The following is a 16,976-nucleotide window of genomic DNA, read 5'->3' as shown; positions in this document are numbered from 1 at the left end:
TGCCCCCTGTACTTGCGTTACTCCGCTGCCAAACCAGCCAGCGCCCCCATGTATTGCCGATAATGCCGCAATTCGTCGATGGAGTCGCGCACATCGCTCAAAGCGGTATGTGCCGACACCTTGCTGAACCCTGCCAACAACTTGGGCGACCAGCGCCGGGCCAGTTCCTTGACGGTGCTGACATCCAGATTGCGATAATGAAAATAAGCTTCCAGCTGCGGCATCAGGCGCGCCATGAAGCGGCGATCCTGGCAAATTGAATTGCCGCACATTGGCGAGGTCCTTGCTGGTAGCCACTGCTGTAGGAAGGCAATCGTGCGTGTCTCGGCCTCGGCCAGTGGTACACCCTCTTGCACTACTCGCCGCCACAGTCCTGAGCCGGTGTGATGGGTGCGGTTCCACTCGTCCATGGCTTCCAGGGTGGCCAAAGGATGCGCGATGGCCAGTTCCGGGCCTTCCGCCAGGATGTTGAGTTGGCCATCGGTCACCACGGTGGCAATTTCCAGGATGCCATCGGTTTGCGGGTCCAGCCCGGTCATTTCCAGGTCGATCCAAATCAGGCGGTCTTGCGGCAAATCGGTAGCCATCGGCATGCACATGAGTGAGATGTTGGCATCATACTGAATCAAAGTCAGGACGCCGCATGATCCAGGTCGCCACCACACTCACCCCGATACTCGCCCCGACGCTCAGTACGGCTTTGGGGCCGCACGCCATTTTGTCCGCAATGCTGGCACCGGCCTTTTTTCTGACGGCCACTGCAGCGCTGCTGGCTTCAGCCAATACAAGACTGGCGCGCGTGGTGGATCGTCTGCGTGTATTGATCGTGGCATGGGCACAAGATGTTCCGGATGCCAAAGAGCGCGAGGATCAAATCCAACGCCACCGCCAACGGGCGCATCTGGTGCTGCGTGCGTGCCGCCTGCTGTATGGGGCGCTGGCCAGTTTTGTTGGTACCAGTCTGGCCTTGGCGGCAGATGCGCTGCTGGATTCGCGCTTGGGTGCACTGCCCACGGCCATGGCTGTTCTTGGCGTACTGTTTCTATTAGCTGCAAGTTTTGCGATGTGGCGCGAAGTCAGTATGGCCGTGAAGAGTTTTGATCTGGAACTGGATCACAGCCTGGCGCAGCGCGGAAAACCAAGGCCCTAGGCCTGACTAGGCAAAGGGGCCATCAATTGCCTCTGCCCGAAACGGCCACCAGCCGCGCCCGGTCTGCGCGTAGCGGTCGGCGGCACGTTCAAAGCGATTGCGCGCCGATACCCCGCCGCACAGCACATACAGCGGCAAAAACAATGCGCCCAAAGCCATGTATTGCAGGACGTGGGCGTGTTCGTGATCGCCCAGCACAATCGGGGCTTCACGGCATAACCCCGCATCGTGTGCATAGGTATTACATGTGCGATCCAGCGTTGTGCCGGTATCCAAAATCACATTGCCGAGGGTTATCGCCCCACCGGGGCCCCACGGAAATTCTTGGAACACCAGACAATGCCGCTGCGGCTGCCAACGCGCTGTGGCACCCGCTGCAAGTGCCGCACTACCCATGACCAAACCCAACACACTCACCGGCGCAGCCCAGACCACGCCAATGGTAATCGCCACGTTACGCAGCCAACCCGGCCAGTTGCGCATCGTCAGCGTGCGCGCTTGGCCAGCCAGTCGTGGATGGTTTGCGGTACTTCCTTCTGTGCACGGCTGGAGACGTAGATGCCGATGTGCCCCCCCTTGAATGACAGCTCGGTGTAGTCATCGCTGCCGATCAGCGCTTTCATTGCGCGAGAAGCATCCGGCGGCACCAAATGATCCTGTTCGGCATAGATGTTGAGCACCGGCATTTCCACCAGGCCCAGATGCACTTCGCGGTTGCCCACTTTTGCACCGCCTTTGACGAAGCGGTTTTCCTGGAAGAACTGCTTGCTGAATTCGCGAAAGGCTTCACCGGCTTGGTCGGGTGAATCGAAGATCCACTTTTCCATGCGCAGGAAATCTTCCATCGCCTGCTTGTCGTCCAGGATGTCCACCATGCCCACGTATTTCTGTGCGAACAGCCGCCACGGTTTGAGCATCAAATAGGTGACGTTCATCATGTCGGCCGGCACATTGCCCAGCGTGTCCACCAGCAGATCCACATCGATCTCGCGGTTCCAGTTCGACAGCATGTTGTCGGGGGTGTGGAAGTCCACCGGCGTCACCATCGTGATCAGGTTCTTGACCTTGTCCGGGTGCAGCGATGCGTAGCACAGCGAGAACGCGCCGCCTTGGCAAATGCCCAGCAGGTTGACCGCGTCCAGCGCATAAGCACCGCGCAAATAATCCATCGCACCGCCGATAAAGCGCTCGATGTAATCCTCCAAGGTGAGGAAGCGATCGGAGCGATCCGGGTAGCCCCAGTCGATGATGTACACATCTTCACCACGCGCCAACAGGCCTTTGATCAAGGATCGGTCGGACTGCAAATCGACCATATACGGGCGATTGACCAAGGCATAGGCGATCAGGATCGGCACCCGCGCAGTGGGGGGCTGTTCGCCTTTGAAGCGGTACAGCACCACTTTGCCATCGCGCCAGACTTCCTCGCGCGGGGTGACCCCGAAGCTGACGTCATCCATCGCACGCAGCGTGCTGATACCGGCCACCAGCTTGGCTTGCAGCTTGCCGGCGTCGTCCGCCAATGATTGCGCGGTGATATTGAGTGGGCCAAAGAACTGCGTCATGTCAGCGCTTCCTTGCAACGGGCTTGGTGGGCTTCACAGGTGTTTTGCGCTTGCTTGCTTTGCTTGCTGCAGCGGCTTTGACTGGCGCACGCGCAGCGACGGATTTGTTTGCGGCAGGTTCGGGAGCAGCTTTATTTGCCACTGGCTTCTTCTTGACCGCAGCGCTCTTGGTTGCTGCCGGTTTCGCCGGTGCAGGTGTTGCATTGGCTTGCGCTGGTGTTGAAGTAGGCGGCGCAGCATCGCGCTGCATCCGCCGCAGTTGGCGTTCCAGTTCGGCAATTTTGCGATGGGCGCTGTCCAGCTCGGTGCGGCCCGGCAAGCCCAGCGCGGTGGCCGCTTGCTCAGCCTGTGCCTGCACCGCGCCACGCAGTTGCATTTGCGCATTGGTCAATTCCGCGAAGACGCGCCGATAGTCCTGCGATAGCGCAGCCTTGGCCCATGCGTCTTCGGCGGCATCTACCCATAGATCAAACAGGGCACGCACGCTGCCAATTTGGCGACCGGGCTCTTCACGTTCGGCAAGCTTGCTTTCAAAGCAGGCATAGGCATCCTGCGAAATCCGGGTCAGCAGTTTGTTGTATGCCTCCAATGCCATTTGCCAGCGCAGATGTGCTTTGCCCAAGGCTTGCGCGTGTTCCTGATGTTCACGGGTGAAACCGAATGCGGGCAAGCCCAGCAAACTGGCCGCTTCACCACGCAGGCCCTGCAACCACGGCTGCGCCATCGCACTCCATTGCGCGATGCCTTCCAAGCCTGGCCCGCGCATGCCGTGCAGCAAATCCTGGAACGGGTTGTCACCCAGCATTTGCCGCCAAGCCTGCACGATATCGCGTGCACTGTGCTCACGCCCGGCAAACTGCGCCGCCAGTTGCTGCAGCTGCGCCAGCCAGTCCCCACTTTGCTGGCGGACATGCCCCAGCACCGAATCGAAACCGCCCTGCCCGCCGCCGGCGGCCTGCGTCCATGCGTTGAGTGCTTCGCGAAACGCTTGCGTGCCTGGCACTTGCTCGGTCTGCGGCACGGCGTCTTGCAACGCATCGCTCCACAAGCCCCAGTATTGGCGCGCCAGTGCCGCAAAATCATTGGGTGCGTTTGTCATGTGTCCTCCACGGTTGCGTGAATGCTAGCAACGCCAAGGTTGCACCGCTATCACACGGGGATGTCAAAGTTTCGGAATATGCAGGGTTTTGCTGATCATCAGTGACCCAGACAAGGCATACAGCAATACCAGCGGATGCAATTGCCACGGTCCCAGCTGCACCACACCAAGCAGGATGGCGTGACCCAATGCGCCGGCCCAAGCCGACCACGCCAGTACCGCCACCAGGAGCACGCTGGTGGGAATGGGCGTGCCTTCGAAATATTTCACCTTGCCCTCGGCGCCCGACAATTGCTCGGCGGTGACGTTGTAGCGTGCCAGCCGGCTGACCCCGCAGCCTACGAAATAGCTGAGGATCAACCAATCCCAGCCACCCTGCAGACCGCAGGCGTAGCCCAGTGCGGCAGGTGCCACGCCGAAGCTGATGACATCGGCCAATGAATCCAATTCGCGCCCCAAAGTGCTGGCCACTTTGCGCCAGCGTGCGATGCGCCCGTCCAATGCATCAAACACGAATGCCAACGGAATCAGCGCCATGCCCAGCAGCAAGTCGCGCACAACGCCGTCTTGCAGGTAGCGCATGGCCGCAAAGATCGCACCCGTGCCGCAGAAGGCATTGCCAAGGGTGAACCAATCGGCGAGATGGAACTCGCGCAGCATCGAAAAATGGCGTGGCTTCATCGCACCAGCTTGCCAAATTCGATGCCGTGCAGGCAAATACTTTCAATCAGTGCGGCATCGCCAAATTACCTTCGGCCAGCGGCTTGCCCATGCGCGGCACGGTGTGGATCACCGCATCGATCGGCAACGCGGCCTTGCCATCTAGGTAAGCATCCACCCGATCCAGGGCGCTGTACACATACGGCAGCAATGGCAGATAGGCGGCGGCCATCGGCGGCAGGGCGAGGAAGGCATCGAAGTGCTGCGCATTGTCCACTTGCCAATAGCGCACGTCATTGCGGCCTGCGGCCTTGGCCATCGCCACATAAGGTGCGCTTGAAAACGCTTGCGGCACCAGACCATCACTGCGGCCATGAATCACCACTACTGGCAGGCCTGCGCGGGGCAGTGTCGCACGGGTGTCGGCAATGCCTTTGCGCACACGCTGCGCATCGGCACTGTCGCCGGTCCACAGATTGCGCAGGCATTGCATGCCGGTCAGGCCCATGTCGGTCATGGGCTGTGGATCGACAATGCCCACGCCCGCGCCTGGTGGAATGCCGGCGGCATCGGCCCACCACGCCGCACGCTCGGCCGGCGTGGCCGCACGCGGGCTGGTGTCGACGTTTTGCGCGGAATAGCGATAGCCGCAAGGATGCGCATCGAAAGCATAACGCCCATAGGCCGAGGCGTAGCCCACAGCCACGGCGCGCCACAAATCGAAGGCAACCGAAATACTGCCCGCGCGCAGCGACGCATCGGTCCAGCCGGCGGCATGCAATTTCGCCAGTGCATCTTTCTGCTGCGCATCCAACGTATCGCCGGCCAACACACCACGCATCTTCAATGCCGCGCATTTGGCGTCCAGTCCTGGCATTGCCGGAATGCCCAATTGCGGCAACGCGCAGGGCATCAATAGCGCAGCTTCAGTGCTGTAGTCATACAGACTGCGTGCGTCTGGCCCTTGTGCGTAAATATTGGGCTCGCCGGCAACCACCGCATCCAGCCACGGTTCGCTATCCTCGGCGGCACGCAGTACCGCGCCACCGCCGTTGGAGATGCCCACCGCAATCACGCGGGTGTTCTCGAAGGTAAATGGCGCTTGCTGCGGCAATTGCGCATTCAAGGTGGCCAGCGCAAATTGCGCAGCTTGCTTCACATGCCGGCCCCAATCGGCTTCCGGGTTGTCTTGCGAATGCGCATGTTTGTACGCCACACCGGAGCCACTAGCGGACGCAGGCTTGAATGCCAATGCGGTATTGCCATTGGCTGCCGCCACGCGGCCATCCAACGCGACTCCCTGCCCGGCATCCAGATCAAAATAATCGGTGCCATTGCCCTTGTCGGTATAGGCCACCGCGCAGCCACGCGGCAGGCCCCACGCGCCGGCCACCGCGATCGCCCCGTAAATGCCGCGCGAGCCGGACGATGCCGCCACCACCACACAGCGTTTGCGTGGGTCGAACCCATCCGGCAATTGCAGCAGCACCCGATGCGGCTGCCTGGCACCGGCCAGCGTGGCCAAGGCACTGAATTCGCGCCCCGGGACCGTGGCCACGCTGCCATACAGCGTGGCGTAGCCACCGCCGGGAGCCAGATCGGCAATGCCGCGCCAGTTGCTCCACAGCGCACGCCGGCGCAGTTCGGCGGCGGTGGGGTGTTCGGCATCGCCAAAGGCGGGCGGAATGATCGACTGCAAACCCGCCAAGCCCAAGCCTGCGGTCAGCAAATCATCGGCATCACGGTGTGTGGAGATGAGTGGCTGGCTGAACATAGAGGCACCCTTGTGGGAAGCAGGCAGGCTGGCGCAGCCTGCCAACAGGGCAAGCGCACTGGCGAAGGCGCAATGACGGAAGATATTCATGCCCTGACTCTAGCTGTAGCGGCAATGACGCGCATCGTACTTTGGTACCAACCCGGCGCAGCGTCTTCCTGTTAGCGTATGGAAATGGGTTTGCATGGGAATTTCGATGAACGATACATTCTTGAACGGGCGCACTGCACTGGTGACCGGCAGCACCTCGGGAATTGGCTTGGCGATTGCCAAAGCCCTGGCTGCCGCCGGTGCACAGGTGGCGATCAATGGCTTGGGCAGCGCCGAACAAATTGAACACGCCATTGTCGGCGTGAATGCTGCCGGCAGCGGGGGTGCCCGTCACTTCGGTGCAGACTTGCGCGATGCCAATGCCATCGAAGCCATGATGGCCGAGCTGGCCAACTGGAGCCGTGGCGGCGTCGATCTTCTGGTCAACAATGCCGGCATCCAGCATGCAGTGCCCTTGCACGAAATGCCGGTGGCGAAGTGGAACGACATCATCGCGATCAACCTGTCTTCGGCCTTCCACACCATGCGTCTTGCGATGCCGGCGATGGCGCAGCGCGGGTTTGGCCGGGTTATCAATATTGCGTCGGTGCATGGTCTGGTGGCCTCGAAAGACAAGGCGCCGTATGTCGCCAGCAAATTCGGCATCGTCGGGATGAGCAAGGTCGCAGCGCTGGAGTATGCCGCACAGGGCAGCCGCGATTCGGGTGGCCTCACCGTCAACTGCATTTGCCCGGGCTGGGTGGAAACGCCATTGATCGAACCGCAGATTGAGGCCCGCATGCACGGTGGCAGCCGCGACGATGGCGTGCGTGCACTGCTGGCGGAAAAACAGCCCAGCCTGCGCATGAGCTTGCCCGAGGAAATCGCTAGCTTGGCGGTGTTCCTGTGCCGCCGCGAAGCGCACAACATCACCGGCACGGCAATGCCGGTGGATGGGGGCTGGACGGCGCAATAAGCCATGCCTTGCCTGCTGATTGCCGACGACCACCCGCTGTTTCGCGCCGCGCTCAAACAAGCGGCACGCGATGCACTGGGCGAAGTGGAGCTGTTCGAAGCCGGTCATTTGGATGCGGCACTTACACTGCTGGACGCACAGCCACAGGTGGATCTGGTGCTGCTGGATCTGCATATGCCGGGCAATCACGGGCTGGCTGGCCTGGCCGCCATTCGTGCGCAATATCCCGGCGTGGCGGTGGTGGTGGTGTCAGCCAACGACGATCCGCGCGTGGTGCGGCGCGCATTGGATCATGGCGCCGCCGGCTATCTGCCCAAGAGTGCGGGGCTGGAAGACTTGCGCGATGCCATTCGCAGCGTACTGGCCTGCGATACGTGGCTGCCCCCCGCCCTACGCGCCAGCGTGGCACGCGCAGCCTCTTCGCAGCACGATGCCGACCTTGCAGCGCGCTTGGCCAGTCTGTCGCCACAACAATTCCGTGTACTGGCATTGGTGGCGCAGGGCTTGCTCAACAAGCAAATCGCGGATCGTCTGGATGTGCAGGAACGCACCGTGAAAGCGCACCTGACCGCCATCTTCGAACGCCTAGGCGTGCGTAACCGTACCCAAGCCAGCGTGGTGTTGCGTGAGCTGGAATTGAGTGACCCGGCGCGGTTGATCGAAGGCGACGTTGCGCTTTCGCGCTGATGCACTGCGTACGAAAGTGCTGGTGATTTTTTGGCCACACATCTTGACAGGCTCGCTGCACAAAGCGCTCCGGTAGTTATCCACATGATTGTTGAAGCGTCATCCACAAGCGCTGTGGAAAACCACGATATGCCGCCGTGATGCAGGAAAAATATTTTTGAAATGTTGTGGCCATATTTTCACCACACCACTTGACAACCCTGCCACACAAGTCGCGCAGCGTGTTATCCACACGTTTATAGGGCAGTGATCCACAGCTGATGTGGACAAGCGAAACGATGCAATTCCACAAGCAAAACCATCTTGAACAAAATTTCACCAATAGCCTGTAGGCCGCGCCACGCAATGCGCTTGGATGTTTATCCACACCCTTGTGCGGATGCTCATCCACAGTCTGTGTGGACAACCGCTCAGGGTGAATTGCGTGCAGCCAACATGCGATCAAGGATTGACTTCAGCGCCAATGGTCTGAGCGGTTTCATCAGCAAAGGCAAGCCTGCTTCTTGCGCGGCGGTACGCACTGCGCCGGTACGATCTGCGCTGAGAATCAGGCATGGAATGGACGCGTGCAATTCACGTAATCGGTGATGCAACGACACCCCATCATCACCGTCATCCAGGTGGTAGTCGAAAATCCACAACGCGCATGGCTGCTGTGCCAGCGCACGCATTGCCGCTGCGCCGTTGCTTGCAGCAATCACTTCGCACCCCCAGCTTTGCAATACGCCGGCCAATGCATCCAATGCCGTAGCTTCATTGTCCACAATCAGCACGCGCAAGCCGGAAACCCCGCGCATGGGTGTGGTTCCAGGTTGTGCCGCTGCCGCTCGCGGCACGCTAAGGGCAAAACAACTGCCGCGCTGGACAATACTGACAAGCGACAACTCCGCACCCAGTAATCCCGCGATGCGTTTTGCAATCGCCAACCCCAAGCCAAGCCCCAGCCCGGGTGCTTGATCGCCACGCCGAAACTCCTCGAAAATCATTTCGCGCTGATCGGGCGCAATGCCGGGGCCGCTATCGTGAACTTCAATCCGCAGCCCAAGCCCGCGCCGCCTAACCCCTAGCAACACGCGACCACTGCTGGTGTAACGCAGCGCATTGGCAAGGAAGTTTTGCAATACGCGGTGCAACAGTTGCGGGTCGCTGTGCACCCACGCACGCGTGGCGACATAGTGCAGTTGCAGGCCGCGTTCTGCAGCCAATACCCGAAATTGGGCCACCAATGGATCCAACACTTCGCTCAATGGAAATATCCGCAACTCCGGAACCAAACCACCGGCTTCCAGACGCGACATATCCAGCAATGTGCCAAGCAAGTCGGTGGTGGTGTCTAATGCACTACCGATATGCGCAGCCAGTTCGCGTTGCTCACCCACGCTGCGTTGTTGCAACGTGTCTGCAAATAAATGGGCCGCGTGCAACGGCTGCAACAGATCATGCCCAATCGCGGCCAAGAAGCGACTTTTGGCATCGTTGGCGTGCTCGGCTTCGCGTTTTGCGGTTTCCAGCAACGCGGTTCGCTCGATGACGCGCTGCTCCAGCGTTTCATTGCTGCGCTTGAGTTCGCTTTCCGTCTGTCGGAATGCGGTGACATCGGTGAAGGTGGCCACAAAACCGCCGCCGGGCATCGGGTTGCCGCGAATTTCAATGATGCTGCCATCGGGGAACACGCGCTCGGACAGGTGCGAAGTGCCGGCGCGCATATGCTCAAGGCGGCGCTGCAAGGCATCGTTGGCGCGCTCGAGGCCCGCCACTTCCCGCAACGCCCAGTTGGATGCCTCGGCGATTGGCATGCCTACCCGCAACATGCCGGATGGAAAGCCGAACAGTTCTGCGTAGCGGCGGTTCCACGCCACCAAATGCAACTGTGCATCCACGACGCTGATGCCTTGGCTCATGTTTTCCAGCGCGGCCTCCAGCACGCGCTGGTTGAAGCGCAAATCTTCGCTGGCTTCACTGACGATACTGGCCACGGTGTCGAGGTCTGCACCGGAGGCATCGCGGCGTGCCGCATCCAGCAACAAGCGCGCCGAGGCACTGCCCAGCACCGCTGCCAACTCATGCTCCAGACGTGATTCCTGCACTGCCGGTACCGGGCCGCTGGCCGGTGCACCTTGCAAGAGTTCCTCAACCCGTGCAGCAGGCAGAAAGCGACGCCCGGCATTGCGCAGGGTACGCACATCACTGCCGCGTGCATTTTGTTGACGGGTCGCGCCGTGCAGGTTGGCGGCTACCAAGGTGATGCCCGTGCCGACAAACAAACTGACGCCCACCGCGCGTGCCAGCCGGCTCCACCCGGTCAAGCCGAACATCGCCTCGGGTGCCAGCCATGCCTGCCCGAACGGCCCGGCATGCAGCCAATCCGGATGGGCACCCGCACTGGCCGTCAACAGCGGCACCAACATCACCCAGCACCACGCGGCAAACCCGGCCAGCACACCAAGACTGGCCGCTGGCCCCGGCGTCTGCGGCCGCCACAGTGCAAACGCCAGCGCTGGCATCAAGGTAGCCAAGGCCGAAAACGACACCGCGCCCACATCGGCCAATACCGCATTGCCGCTGACCAACCGGCTATACGCCCAACCCGATAACATGATGGCAACAATGCCGAATCGTCGCAGCAGCAACAGGTCGCCACTGTGGTCACTGGCCTTGCCGCGTGCCCACGCACCACGCAGCAGGCCGGGTGCAAACCAATGGTTGCCGATCATCAGGCTCAGCGTGAGCGTGCTGACAATCACCATGCCGGTCGCCGCACTCAAGCCCCCCAGAAACACCAGCAAGGCCATGCCGGCGTGCCCCTGCACCATCGGTAGCGCCAAAGCGTACATATCGGTGGGAACGTGCTCCCCCAGCAGGGCCGCGCCGGCACGCGCCAGCGGCAAAGTGGGCAGCGCGATCAACAACAGATACAGCGGAAACTGCCAACGCGCGGTGCGTACGTCCCGTTCGTCGCGGCATTCCACTACGCCCACATGGAATTGGTGCGGCATCAGGAACATCGCCAGTGCCCCCAGAATCACCAAAGGCATGAAGCCACCTGCGGACGATGATGGCGGCAAACGTGGCGCACTGGGCAATGTGTGCAGGCCCAGCCACACAAACCCGCCCAGCGCCAGCATGACCAATAGTTTGAACAACGATTCGAATGCCAGTGCCAGCACCAACCCGCGGTTGTGCTCGGCCGCACTCACCCGGCGGGTGCCAAACATCATGGCGAACAAAGCCATTGCCAGCGCCACGTACAACGCACCATCCCGCCACAGCGGCGGTGCGCCATCATCGGCCGCACCGGTGCCCGCCGTCAGCGTGGTGAAGCTCATGGTGATCGCCTGCAGTTGCAGCGCGATGTAAGGGATCAACCCCAGCACTGTCACCAAGGTGACGATCGCGGCAAGCCATGCGTCTTTGCCTAAGCGCGTGGCGATGAGATCGGCCAGCGATGTCGCATTGGTTTGCCGCGCCAGCCGTACCAGCCGTATCAAAAAGACAACCGCCAGCGCGTAGCACAGGATGGCGCCAATGAAAGTGGGCGGCAGTGGCCAGCCATAACGGGCCGCTTGGGTGACGGTGCCGTAGAACGTCCACGAGGTGCAATGCACCGCCAACGACAAGCCGTACACATGCCGCCAGTGCTTCGCAAACGCATCTGGATGGCGCTCGGCGTACAGACCGGTGCCAAACAGCAGGCCCAGCCACAGCAATGCAGCAGCAACGACAGCGGCGATACTCAGCATCGCCGCGCCTTCAGCCATGGGGGTGGGGTTCGATCATCGGGCCACATTGCTGGCGAGCATAACGCGACGGCGAGCCGAAGCCCGCCGCCGCGCCGTCACCGCCCCAGGGGTTGGGTCAGAAGTTGTAGCGCGCAGTCAGGCTGAACTGGCGAGGCGCACCGTAGAAACCCGTCATCACACCAAGTGCCGACACCAGGTTGTACCCGGTTGTGCGGTATTCCTTGTTGGTCAGGTTGGTGCCGGCCAGTGACAGAGACCATGCATCATTGATCCGCCAAGTCACGTTTGCATTGACCAGACCATAGCCATCCTGGGTAATCGGGCTGGCAAGCGCCCCGGTCACTGGGTCCTTCACGATTTCGGTGGTGGCCACTACCTTGGACTGATAGCTATAGCCAGCACGCGCGGACAGATGCCCACCATTGGCTAGATCGGTACGCCATTCAAGGTTGATCGCACCCGAGAAATCCGGGGCGTTGGTCATTGCTTGTTGCTTGGCAATATTCACCCCTTTGAACATGTACTCATCAAACTTGGCATCCATCCAGGCCAGATTTCCGGTAATCGCCCAGTGCTGGGTCGGCAGCCATTGGTATTCGACTTCCAGGCCATTGATGGTCGCGGCACCGGCATTGGTGAAATCGCCGAAGAACGCATCATCCTTGCCGTCGTTATTGCTGTCGTAAGCAGTGAAGATCGACAGCTGGATATCCTTGTATTTGTTGTGGAACGCGGCCAAGTTCAAGAACAGACGTTGGTCCAGCAGCCCCATCTTGCTGCCAATCTCGTAACTGTCGACCTGCTCGTCCTTGAACGGTTCAGCCGACCGTGGCACCGCAGTAGCTTGGGCGCGGATGTTGTACCCCCCCGACTTGAAGCCACGCGAGGCATTACCGTAGACCATGATGTCGGGGGTGATCTGGTAGTCCAGCGAGACCTTTGGCGACATGTTCTTGAAGTTGATGGTCTTGTTGAAATTCGCCGAGACTGCTGTTTGCTTGCTGAAAGTTCCGTCGCTATAGCTACGATTAAGAACGACAGCGTGCTTGTCTTCGTCGGTGTAGCGCGCACCAACATCGATTGAGAATTTGTCAGTGACATCAAAGGTCCAGTCGGCATACACGGCGATGCTGTCCGTCATCACCTTGCCTTGGGTGTCACCAAATAGCAGGCCATAGAAATTGTTCAGCACCTGGCCACCGGCCTCGCCGCTGAAAGAATACAGGCCAACCACGCCGCGCGAGCGACCACCGCCGTCGTAGTTGACTTGAAGTTCTTGACTCACCTGCTGGTCGTTGTAGAAGGCTTTGACGTCCGCGATCGGGAATGGCAGCGTATCGAAATCGATGTTGGTCTCGGTATCAGACTCGCGTTTTGCCAACACGTATTTGAGTGTCCAGTTGTCGTCTGCCCGATAGTTCACGGTCATCGATGCACCATCCACCTTGGTGTAATTCGTGTTGGGCATCCCGTTACGTACGTCGTAACGGCTGTCCAGCGGCAACCAAGTAGACAGCCCCGGGAACAGGAAATTGGCCGTTGCATTGGTGTTGGGTGCTAGCAGCTTGGCACCGCGCACGCCGGAATCGTCCTTCATCCAGTCCATTGCAAACTGGATGTCGAAACTGTCGGTGACATATGCACCCAGTTGAGCACGCACGACCTTGATGTCTTTGTCGCTCACCTGATCGCCAGTGCGAATGTTTTCACCAAAGCCGTCACGGCTCAGGCTCGCAGCAGTAATGCGAGCGCGCAAAGTATCGCTACCCAAGCCGCCGCCCAACCCCAGCTTGAAATCGCGCTGACCATAGTTGCCAAGGGTGACCGCACCGAAGCCGTTGAACTCTGGCGACAGTGCGCGTGTTACGTACTTGATTGCGCCACCGATGGTGTTCTTGCCGTACAGGGTGCCCTGCGGGCCGCGCAGCACTTCCACGCGCTCAACATCCAGTACATCCAGTAAGGCACCCTGCGGGCGGGCCAGATAGACATCGTCCAAGTACAGGCCCACACCAGGATCAACGCCCCACAGAGGATCAGACTGGCCAACGCCCCGGATGTAGGCAGTGATGGTGGTATTTGATCCACGCGCGGCGTAGATGGTCATATTCGGCACCTGCGCACCCAGATCCCCCAGATCCTGGATATTGAGCTTGTCTAACGAATCGGCAGTGAACGCGGTGACCGCGACTGGCACGTCCTGCAGGGTTTCTTCGCGTTTGCGGGCAGTGACCTTCACGCTTTCAAGGGTTGTCGCCTTTTGTGCCGCGGGAGTGGCCGCCTGCTCGCCGTCCTTGCCCTTGGCAGCATCCTGCGCCAAAGCAGGAGCTCCAATCAGGAACGACATCGCCAGTGCACCGTGAACAGCCAGACTCAATTGCTTACGCTTCATCGCCAATTCCTCCCGGGATATGCAGAACCAGCGGACGGATGCCGCCATTGCTGTGCACGGTAATCACTTGCCGGGCGGGTGGGCATTGGACGTTAGGACAATGTTGCATCGCCCGATTGGCAACGACACTCGCAGCCCAACGTCCGTTGCCCGGAGTGGCGCATGTCGTTTTTGATCGTATTGGCCGCACTGTGCTTCCTGATGGTGGTGGCCTACCGCGGCTACAGCGTGATCCTGTTCGCGCCGGTAGCGGCGCTGGGCGCGGTACTGCTGACCGATCCGCAACTGGTGGCACCGATGTTCACCGGCTTGTTCATGGACAAGATGGTCGGCTTTCTGAAACTGTATTTTCCGGTGTTTTTGCTGGGCGCGGTGTTCGGAAAAGTGATCGAGTTGTCGGGGTTTTCCAAGGCCATCGTGCGGGCCACCATCCGGATGGTCGGCGCGCAGCGGGCGATGCTCTCCATCGTGCTGGTCTGCGCGCTGCTGACCTACGGCGGGGTGTCGCTGTTCGTGGTGGTGTTTGCGGTGTATCCGTTCGCTGCCGAACTGTTCCGCCAGTCGAACATCCCCAAGCGGCTGATCCCCGGCACGATTGCGCTGGGCGCGTTCACCTTCACCATGGATGCGCTGCCGGGCACGCCGCAAATCCAGAACATCATTCCCACCACGTTTTTCGGCACCAACACCTGGGCCGCGCCCACGCTGGGCAGTTTGGGCGGGGTGTTTATCCTGATCGTGGGCATGAGCTATCTGGAATGGCGCCGCCGCGCCGCACTGCAAGCCGGCGAGGGCTATGGCGATGCCGCCAGCCTGCGCAACGAGCCGGCGGCCTTTGCCGGTGGCAAACTCGCGCATCCACTCATCGCCATCTTGCCGCTGCTGCTGGTCGGTGTGGTCAATAAGCTGCTGACCTTGTGGATCCCCCAACATTACGGCGATAGCACCAGCTTCGTGCCGGCGGTGATTGGCAACCCTGCACCGGTGGTGCAGGAAATTTCGAAAGTCGCGGCGATCTGGGCGGTAGAAGGCGCGCTGCTGGCCGGTATCGCCTGTGTGCTGCTGTTTGCATGGAAGCCGGTCAAAGCAAGTTTTGCCGAAGGCAGCAAATCCGCCATCTCCGGTGCACTGCTGGCCGGCATGAATACCGCATCCGAATACGGCTTTGGTGCCGTCATCGCCGCCCTGCCCGGCTTTTTGGTGGTGGCGCACGCGCTGGGTTCGATCCCCAATCCGCTGGTGAACGAAGCGGTGACCGTCACCGCCCTGGCCGGCATCACCGGCAGCGCATCGGGTGGCATGAGCATTGCGCTGGCGGCGATGGCGGACACCTTCATCGCCAATGCGCATGCCGCAGGCATCCCGATGGAGGTACTGCATCGGGTGGCCGCAATGGCCTCCGGCGGCATGGATACCCTGCCGCACAACGGTGCAGTCATCACCCTGCTCGCGGTCACCGGGCTGAACCATCGCCAATCCTACAAAGATATTTTTGCCGTTACCTGCATCAAGACGCTGGCGGTGTTTGTGGTCATTGCGGCCTATTACATGTTCGGGCTGGTGTGACGGGCTTGTCAGACAGGTGGATTGCCACGCACCATGCGTGGCATGAATGACATCGAAAACCCGCACACACTGTCACGCCGCACCACTCCGACGTGGGAAGTTGAATTACTGATTTCCGGTATTGCGGTGTTTGCCATGCTGCAATTGCCAGGCTGGCTGGATGACCGGTTTTTCGCGCTGCGCCCGCGGTTTGATTCCGACTGGCGAACGGTGCTGCAGCTGGTGTACATCTACGCCAGAAGTGCGGCGCTGATCCTGGCCTTGACCTTCGTCCTGCATCTGCTGCTGCGTGCGCGCTGGATTGCCTTGGTGGGCATGCATTCGGTGTATCCCGATGGCATTCGCTGGGACAAACTACGCATTGGCCCGATTGCACGCGCGATGGAGCAAGCGCGTGAAATATCATTCCCTGACATCATCGAAAACGCCGATAACCGCGCCACCATCTTGTTTGCAGTCGGAGTCACTCAAGCGATGTTTGTGGTGGTGATCTCAATCGCCGCGATCAGCATACTTGGGTTGTCCATGATAATTGCCGCACTGAGCGGCGGCCGACTAGATCCAAGCAGTATTCTGGTCGTGCTCATGGGGCTCTGGGTGGTGCCGTCGGCAGTAGCGGCAATGATTGACCATAAGTACGGTAGTGCATTAACGCCAAATAGCCGTTGGTACCGGCTATTGCAGCGCATGTTCGGAGTCTATGCGAGGCTTGGTTTTCGCCGCAGCAACAACCCGGTGATGGCGTTGCTGAGCAGCCACAGCAGCGACCGCAAAGTACTCACTGCCACTATGCTGCTGATGTTCCTTGCACTAGGGGTGACAATATTCAGTGGGACACTGCAGCGTGAGCCATCCTTGCTTGGCAATTACGCACTGTTTCCTGCCGGACGCGATGTGCGGGCCCTCGATAGTGCCCACTACGATGACCAGCGCAACCCTGCGCGGGATGATGCCGTGCCCTATGTGCAGTCCGCGATCATCAAGGATGCCTACGCACAGTTGGTGGTGCCGTTCCAACCCAATCGCGATACTTCCGCGATGCAGCGGCGTTGCCCGCAGACCCGGGCACAGTCCGCACAAACACGGCTGACCTGCTTGTCCGCACTGCACACGGTTACGCTGGACGGCAAGCCACTGCCTGAACTGCGCTATGAAATTTCCAGCGACCCACGCACCGACCGCCCCGCCCTGCTGGCGATGATCGATGTGCGCACACTCGCTAACGGGCGGCATGAATTACATGTAACGCGCCCTCCGCGCAGCGGAAGCTCCGCGAAGGACATCTCACAAGATCCCGGTTTCGATGTGATTGCATTCTGGCGCTGACCTGACCGCCA

The 16,976-nt window shown here is 60.4% G+C and carries 13 protein-coding genes; 5 read left to right on the top strand and 8 right to left on the bottom strand.

Annotated features, from left to right (window positions below):
* Positions 1-17: 17 nt before the first annotated feature.
* Positions 18-587 carry an oligoribonuclease gene (orn, locus tag QWB57_RS01655; protein ID WP_223629540.1) on the bottom strand — a complete coding sequence of 190 codons (570 nt, stop codon included), beginning with the start codon at positions 585-587 and terminating at the stop codon, positions 18-20.
* Between the two features lie 56 nt (positions 588-643).
* Between orn and QWB57_RS01650 the strand changes: the two genes are divergently transcribed.
* The gene (locus QWB57_RS01650; RefSeq protein ID WP_223629485.1) at positions 644-1,150 is read left to right on the top strand and encodes a DUF2721 domain-containing protein; all 507 of its coding nucleotides are present in this window, start codon (positions 644-646) and stop codon (positions 1,148-1,150) included.
* Positions 1,151-1,156: 6 nt separating this feature from the next.
* Here the strand turns inward: QWB57_RS01650 and QWB57_RS01645 are convergent, their stop codons facing one another.
* The 5 genes from QWB57_RS01645 to QWB57_RS01625 all read right to left on the bottom strand — a co-directional run bounded on the left by QWB57_RS01645 (position 1,157) and on the right by QWB57_RS01625 (position 6,338).
* Positions 1,157-1,633 carry a hypothetical protein gene (locus tag QWB57_RS01645; protein WP_288968059.1) on the bottom strand — a complete coding sequence of 159 codons (477 nt, stop codon included), beginning with the start codon at positions 1,631-1,633 and terminating at the stop codon, positions 1,157-1,159.
* Between the two features lie 2 nt (positions 1,634-1,635).
* Positions 1,636-2,715, bottom strand: a complete 1,080-nt coding sequence (phaC, locus tag QWB57_RS01640; protein ID WP_223629487.1) for a class III poly(R)-hydroxyalkanoic acid synthase subunit PhaC — start codon at positions 2,713-2,715, stop codon at positions 1,636-1,638.
* Between the two features lies 1 nt (position 2,716).
* Positions 2,717-3,814 (bottom strand): class III poly(R)-hydroxyalkanoic acid synthase subunit PhaE, encoded by a 1,098-nt coding sequence (gene phaE / locus QWB57_RS01635; protein WP_288968057.1) that lies wholly within the window; start codon positions 3,812-3,814, stop codon positions 2,717-2,719.
* Between the two features lie 63 nt (positions 3,815-3,877).
* Complete coding sequence (locus QWB57_RS01630) at positions 3,878-4,495, bottom strand: CDP-alcohol phosphatidyltransferase family protein (protein ID WP_223629489.1); 618 nt, start codon at positions 4,493-4,495, stop codon at positions 3,878-3,880.
* Between the two features lie 46 nt (positions 4,496-4,541).
* A complete protein-coding gene (locus QWB57_RS01625) occupies positions 4,542-6,338 on the bottom strand; it encodes a 3-hydroxybutyrate oligomer hydrolase family protein (protein WP_288968056.1) in 1,797 nt (598 codons plus the stop codon).
* 106 nt (positions 6,339-6,444) lie between these two features.
* On the opposite strand from QWB57_RS01625, the gene QWB57_RS01620 reads away from it, so the two are divergent.
* Both QWB57_RS01620 and QWB57_RS01615 read left to right on the top strand, forming a co-directional pair.
* Positions 6,445-7,254 (top strand): 3-hydroxybutyrate dehydrogenase, encoded by an 810-nt coding sequence (locus QWB57_RS01620; RefSeq protein WP_223629491.1) that lies wholly within the window; start codon positions 6,445-6,447, stop codon positions 7,252-7,254.
* Positions 7,255-7,257: 3 nt separating this feature from the next.
* Positions 7,258-7,941, top strand: coding sequence for a response regulator transcription factor (locus QWB57_RS01615; RefSeq protein WP_288968054.1), 684 nt, complete (start codon positions 7,258-7,260; stop codon positions 7,939-7,941).
* Between the two features lie 410 nt (positions 7,942-8,351).
* Here QWB57_RS01615 and QWB57_RS01610 read toward each other — a convergent pair whose 3' ends face one another.
* On the bottom strand, positions 8,352-11,681 hold the full coding sequence (locus QWB57_RS01610) for a PAS domain-containing hybrid sensor histidine kinase/response regulator (protein WP_288968076.1): 3,330 nt from the start codon (positions 11,679-11,681) through the stop codon (positions 8,352-8,354).
* Between the two features lie 115 nt (positions 11,682-11,796).
* Positions 11,797-14,073 (bottom strand): TonB-dependent receptor, encoded by a 2,277-nt coding sequence (locus tag QWB57_RS01605; protein WP_223629493.1) that lies wholly within the window; start codon positions 14,071-14,073, stop codon positions 11,797-11,799.
* 162 nt (positions 14,074-14,235) lie between these two features.
* Here QWB57_RS01605 and QWB57_RS01600 point away from each other — a divergent pair, with 162 nt between their 5' ends.
* Both QWB57_RS01600 and QWB57_RS01595 read left to right on the top strand, forming a co-directional pair.
* Positions 14,236-15,639 carry a GntP family permease gene (locus tag QWB57_RS01600; protein ID WP_288968052.1) on the top strand — a complete coding sequence of 468 codons (1,404 nt, stop codon included), beginning with the start codon at positions 14,236-14,238 and terminating at the stop codon, positions 15,637-15,639.
* Positions 15,640-15,681: 42 nt separating this feature from the next.
* The gene (locus tag QWB57_RS01595) at positions 15,682-16,965 is read left to right on the top strand and encodes a hypothetical protein (protein ID WP_223629495.1); all 1,284 of its coding nucleotides are present in this window, start codon (positions 15,682-15,684) and stop codon (positions 16,963-16,965) included.
* The last annotated feature ends 11 nt before the right edge of the window (positions 16,966-16,976 follow it).

The sequence above is a fragment of the uncultured Thermomonas sp. genome, assembly GCF_937872235.1.
Taxonomy (GTDB): domain Bacteria; phylum Pseudomonadota; class Gammaproteobacteria; order Xanthomonadales; family Xanthomonadaceae; genus Thermomonas; species Thermomonas beijingensis.
Note: the sequence above shows the minus strand (reverse complement) of the source record. Positions and strands in the feature narration are given on the sequence as shown.